Genomic DNA, 4,870 nt, shown 5'->3' with positions numbered 1-4,870 from the left:
CTGTTGGTCTTGGTCGACCGCAGCTTGTCGATCATGAACTCGATGGCGTCCATGGTGCCCATCGGGTTGAGGATGCGGCGCAGCACGTAGGTCTTCTTGAGCACGTCGGGCGCAATCAGCAGCTCCTCCTTGCGGGTGCCGCTCTTGCCGATGTCGATGGCCGGGAAGACGCGCTTGTCGGCGATCTTGCGGTCCAGCACGATTTCGGCGTTGCCGGTGCCCTTGAACTCTTCGAAGATCACTTCATCCATGCGGCTGCCGGTGTCGATCAGCGAGGTCGAGATGATGGTGAGGGAGCCGCCTTCTTCGATGTTGCGCGCCGCACCGAAAAAGCGCTTGGGGCGCTGCAGGGCGTTGGCGTCGACACCGCCGGTCAGCACCTTGCCGGAGCTGGGCACGACGGTGTTGTAGGCGCGGCCCAGACGGGTGATGTTATCGAGCAGGATGACCACGTCGCGCTTGTGTTCAACCAGGCGCTTGGCCTTTTCCAGCACCATTTCGGCAACCTGCACGTGGCGGGTGGCGGGCTCGTCGAAGGTGGAGGAAATCACCTCGCCCTTCACCGTGCGCTGCATGTCGGTGACTTCTTCGGGGCGTTCGTCGATCAGCAGCACAATCAGGAAACATTCCGGGTGGTTGGCGCTGATCGCCTTGGCGATATTCTGCATCATGATCGTCTTGCCGACGCGCGGCGGGGCGACGATCAGGCAGCGCTGGCCCTTGCCCAAGGGCGCGACGATGTCGATCACCCGGCCGGTCTTGTCCTTCGAGGTCGGGTCGCCGATCTCCAGGTTCAGCTTCTCGTCGGGATAAAGCGGGGTGAGATTGTCGAAATTCACGCGGTGGCGCACGGCTTCGGGATCGTCGAAATTGATCGCCGTCACCTTGTTGAGGCCGAAATAGCGTTCGCCGTTCTTGGGCGAGCTGATCTCGCCGTCTACCGTGTCGCCGGTGCGCAGGCCATAACGGCGCACGATCTGCGGGTTCACGTAGATATCGTCGGGGCCGGCGAGATAGCTGGCATCGGCCGAGCGCATGAAGCCAAAGCCATCGGGCATGACTTCGATGGTGCCGGCGCCCATCACTTCGGTGCCGGCTTCGGCGGCGGCCTTGAGGATGCCGAAAATGATGTCCTGCTTGCGCAGGGTGGAGGCGTTCTCGACGCCCATTTCCTCGGCCATGGCGACGAGTTCGGCGGGCGGAGTTTTCTTGAGTTCTTGCAGATGCATTGTTGGTCTTTCGGCTTCGCGGCAACGAGCGCGTGGCTCTGGGTGCGGCGATGATGTGGTGAAGCCTGTCGCACACCAGGACGGGCGCGAACGAGCGTTAGATAGTGAAGCCGGCGAGCGGATGCAAGGTTGCTCTGTTCAGCGCTTCTTGACGAACTCGGCGCGCAGCACGAGGCCCTTGATGCCATCGAACTTGCAATCGATTTCCTGTGGGTCGCCGGTCAGCCGGATCGATTTGATCAGCGTGCCGCGGCGCAGCGTCTGTCCGGCACCCTTGACGTCCAAATCCTTGATCAACGTCACCTGATCGCCATCGGCGAGCAGATTGCCGACCGAATCGCGCACTTCCACAGCGTCTGGGTCAGCGGCCGGCGCGCGGGCGCGCAGTTCGGCGGCGGGCAGCCATTCGCCGCTGACCTCGTCATAGACATAATCTTCGTCGGACGAATCGGCGGACATCGGGTCATTCCTTGCAGGCGGGTCTTGCCGGTTGCGGCAGCGGTGATACGAACAGGCGGAAATTGCGTGGGAGCCTTTAACATGCCGGTCGACGCCTTGGGCAGTTATGACGAAAATAACATCTTCGCCCGCATCCTGCGCGGCGAGATCCCCTGCAAACGCGTGCATGAAACCCCGCATGCGCTGGCCTTTCACGACATCAACCCGCAGGCACCCATCCATGTGCTGGTGATCCCCAAGGGGCCGTATCGCAGCTGGGCGGATTTTTCGGCGACGGCGCCTGATGCAGAGATCGCCGGTTTCGTGCGCGCCGTGGGCGAGGTGGCCAAATTGTTGGGGCTGGAAGAGCCGGGCTATCGCCTGCTGGCCAATGCCGGGGTGAATGCGCACCAGGAAGTGCCGCATTTGCATGTGCATGTGTTTGGCGGCCGGGCGTTGGGGCCGATGCTGGCGCGCTAGACGCGGTGCGCCTCGCCCATCCGCCGGATCGCCGCCACCTTGGCGTGCAGTGGCCCCCAGTCGTCTCGCTCGGCGATCGGCGTCCACAGCGCTTCCACTTCATCCACCAGCATGGTGCAAGGCGCGTCGTCTGACCAATAGGCGTGGGCCGGTGCGCCTGCGGCGAAATCCGGAATCAGCGCCAGGAAATCCGTGAAGGCGTCGTGGCTGTAGTGCGGATCGGCCACGGACGCCCCGCGCCGCACGCCACCGCGCCAATCGAAGAAAAAGCGATCCGGATCCATCTGCGTGCCGACCAGCGCCGACTGGATGGCGGCAACTAGCGCTTCGTCCTGCTCGGCGCTCAGGCGCTTGACGCCCAGCCGGCCCAGCACTGCATCAGACAGGGCCGCGCGATAGCGCAGCGGATAGGTTTCGAGCGGGCCTTTCAGTTCGTCGGTTTCGGCAATCAGCCGCAAGGCGCTGCCCAGCTGATACAGATTCCACTGCAGGGCTTCGGCCTGACGGCCAAAGGCATAAAGGCCGGAATGATCGAAATAGGCGGCGGTAAAGCCGGCATCCCAGGCCGGGGCAAAGCGCCATGGGCCGTAATCGAAGCTTTCACCCGTGATGTTGATATTGTCCGTATTCAGCACGCCATGCACAAAGCCGGCGGCCATGAACTGCGCCGCCATCCGCGCGGCGCCTTTCACGGCGTGATCGATCAGCGCTGCCGCCGGGGTGGGGCCGCTGTCGCCCGGCGCGAGGTGGGTAAGGCAATAATCGACCAGCTTGGTCAGCCCATCGCGGTTCTGGTGGAAGGCCTGGCGCTGGAAACTGCCATAGCGCACATGGCTGTGATTGAGCCGCACCAGCACGGCGGCGCGGGTGGGCGAGGGTTCATCGCTGCGGATCAGCTTTTCGCCGGTTTCGATCACGCTGAACGTGCGGCTGGTGTTGACCCCCAGCGCCTCCAGCATTTCGGTGGCGAGGATTTCGCGCACGGCGCCTTTCAGGGTGAGGCGGCCATCGCCCATCCGGCTGTATGGCGTGGTGCCGCTACCCTTGGTGCCCAGGTCCATCAGGCGGCCGAGGTCATCCCGGAGTTGGGCAAACAGGAACCCGCGGCCATCGCCCAGATCGGGATTGTAGGTGCGGAACTGATGGCCGTGATAGCGCAGCGCCAAGGGTTGCGGCAGGCTGCCCGGCAGCGGCGCAAAGCGGCCGAAGTGCTGCAACCAGTCGTCGTCGCTCAGCCCGGCAAGCCCCACCTGCGCAGCGGCGCGGTCGTTGCGAAAGCGCAGGATGGTCTGCGGGAATACCGCCGCTTCGACCGGGTCGAAGAAATCGCTGCCCAGCTCGAGGATGGTGGTTTCAGGGGAGAATTCGGCCATGGAGCAAAGCCTATGGCCGAGCGCTTCGGCTCAATCCAGCGGGTAACCGCTGGCAGCGCGCACATAGCGCACGGTTTCGCGCTCAACGCGGTCGGCCTCTTCGGGTGTGGCCGCACACAGCCAGAAATCAATGGCGTCGCCCACCACGTGATGGGTGAAGCTGGCGGCGATATCGATTTCCACTCCGGTGATGCCGCGCTTGGCCAGCGCTGCCTGCATGTGGCGCTTGATCCAGTCGGTCGTCACGGCCTTGGCGGCGTGATAGAATGGTTCGGCATCGGGGTTGGAGGCCATCGCTGCCTTTGGCCCGCAATCGGCACAGTCACCGTCGGCGCTTTCCCAGATCATGTTGTCGCGCACGAAGCGCAGCAGGCGCGGAATGGTGATGCCCGGTTCCAGATCTTCCAGCGCATAACCGTCTTCCATGGCGGCGATCATGGCCTCACCGTGGCGGCGGCCAAGTTCTTGCAGCAGCGCCTTTTTGGAGCCGAAATGATAGAAGATCGAGCCTTCCGAAACATCGGCTTCGCGGGCAATATCGGCGGTGCCGGTGCCGGCAAAACCATTGCGGGAAAACAGCATGTGGGCCGCGGCCAGCACACGGGCCTTGGTTTCGGCCGGGTCATAGCGGCGGGCGCGCATATCAGCGGCCGGTTGCGCCGCACCGGGGGCAGTACGGGGTGCCGCACGGCCACCAGAACGGGCCGTGCCGACATTCGAACCACCGGCCGAACCACGAGAATCAAGAGCGCGCGTTGCCACGTTGAATGTTCTTCCTTACCCCCCGGTAATTGACTTTCTATAACAACAGAGTTGAGTCAGAGTCAAAATATGGCCGTTGTCGCACCCTCTGCGCTGTCGTCCCGGCCCGAACCGGGGCCGGGCTGGCAAAAAGGTTTCGCCTTTACAAGCGATAGCGTGCGGCTGTGCTGGCGCGAGCATCATCAGCCTGGTGTGCCCGCCGATCGGCCGGCGCTGCTCTGCCTGGCCGGGCTTACGCGCAATGGTGCCGACTTTGCCCAACTTGCCGAATCGCACGGCGCCGATTGGCGCATCATCGCGCCCGATCTGCGCGGCCGCGGCGAATCGGGCTGGGCGCGCGATTCCCTCACCTATGTGCCGCTTACCTATCTGCGCGATCTGTCGCTGGTGCTGGATGCGGCGGGCGTCGAGCGTTTCGTGGCGATCGGTTCTTCGGTGGGGGGGCTGCTGGCCTTGCGGATGACGACCGCGCACCGCGCCCGCATGGCCGGCGTGGTGCTGAACGATATCGGCCCGGCGATCGAACCGGCGGGGCTGAAGCGCCTGCAGGCCAATGTCGGCCGCGGCGGCAACTGGATGACCTGGGTG

The 4,870-nt window shown here is 64.1% G+C and carries 6 protein-coding genes; 2 read left to right on the top strand and 4 right to left on the bottom strand.

All coding sequences use genetic code 11. From position 1 onward, the window contains the following. Both rho and RMO81_RS12430 read right to left on the bottom strand, forming a co-directional pair. Nucleotides 1-1,229 (bottom strand): transcription termination factor Rho (rho, locus tag RMO81_RS12435; protein WP_310476209.1); only part of this gene is annotated, 1,229 nt, incomplete at its 3' end. A gap of 138 nt (nucleotides 1,230-1,367) precedes the next feature. Next, complete coding sequence (locus tag RMO81_RS12430; RefSeq protein ID WP_310476208.1) at nucleotides 1,368-1,688, bottom strand: alkylphosphonate utilization protein; 321 nt, start codon at nucleotides 1,686-1,688, stop codon at nucleotides 1,368-1,370. Nucleotides 1,689-1,769: 81 nt separating this feature from the next. On the opposite strand from RMO81_RS12430, the gene RMO81_RS12425 reads away from it, so the two are divergent. Next, nucleotides 1,770-2,147, top strand: coding sequence for a histidine triad nucleotide-binding protein (locus RMO81_RS12425; protein WP_310476207.1), 378 nt, complete (start codon nucleotides 1,770-1,772; stop codon nucleotides 2,145-2,147). On the opposite strand, the gene RMO81_RS12420 is transcribed toward RMO81_RS12425, so the two are convergent. Together RMO81_RS12420 and RMO81_RS12415 are read right to left on the bottom strand one after the other, a co-directional pair. Then, nucleotides 2,144-3,520, bottom strand: a complete 1,377-nt coding sequence (locus RMO81_RS12420) for a protein adenylyltransferase SelO family protein (protein WP_310476206.1) — start codon at nucleotides 3,518-3,520, stop codon at nucleotides 2,144-2,146. The genes RMO81_RS12425 and RMO81_RS12420 overlap by 4 nt on opposite strands. 30 nt (nucleotides 3,521-3,550) lie before the next feature. Beyond that, a complete protein-coding gene (locus RMO81_RS12415) occupies nucleotides 3,551-4,282 on the bottom strand; it encodes a TetR/AcrR family transcriptional regulator (protein ID WP_310476205.1) in 732 nt (243 codons plus the stop codon). A gap of 69 nt (nucleotides 4,283-4,351) precedes the next feature. Here RMO81_RS12415 and RMO81_RS12410 point away from each other — a divergent pair. Next, on the top strand, nucleotides 4,352-4,870 hold a 519-nt coding region (locus RMO81_RS12410; RefSeq protein WP_310476204.1), incomplete at its 3' end, for an alpha/beta hydrolase.

Source organism: Sandarakinorhabdus sp., assembly GCF_031422795.1.
In the GTDB taxonomy this organism is placed as follows: domain Bacteria; phylum Pseudomonadota; class Alphaproteobacteria; order Sphingomonadales; family Sphingomonadaceae; genus Sandarakinorhabdus.
The sequence above is the reverse complement of the archived record's forward strand: the minus strand, read 5'-3'. Positions and strand labels throughout refer to the sequence as shown.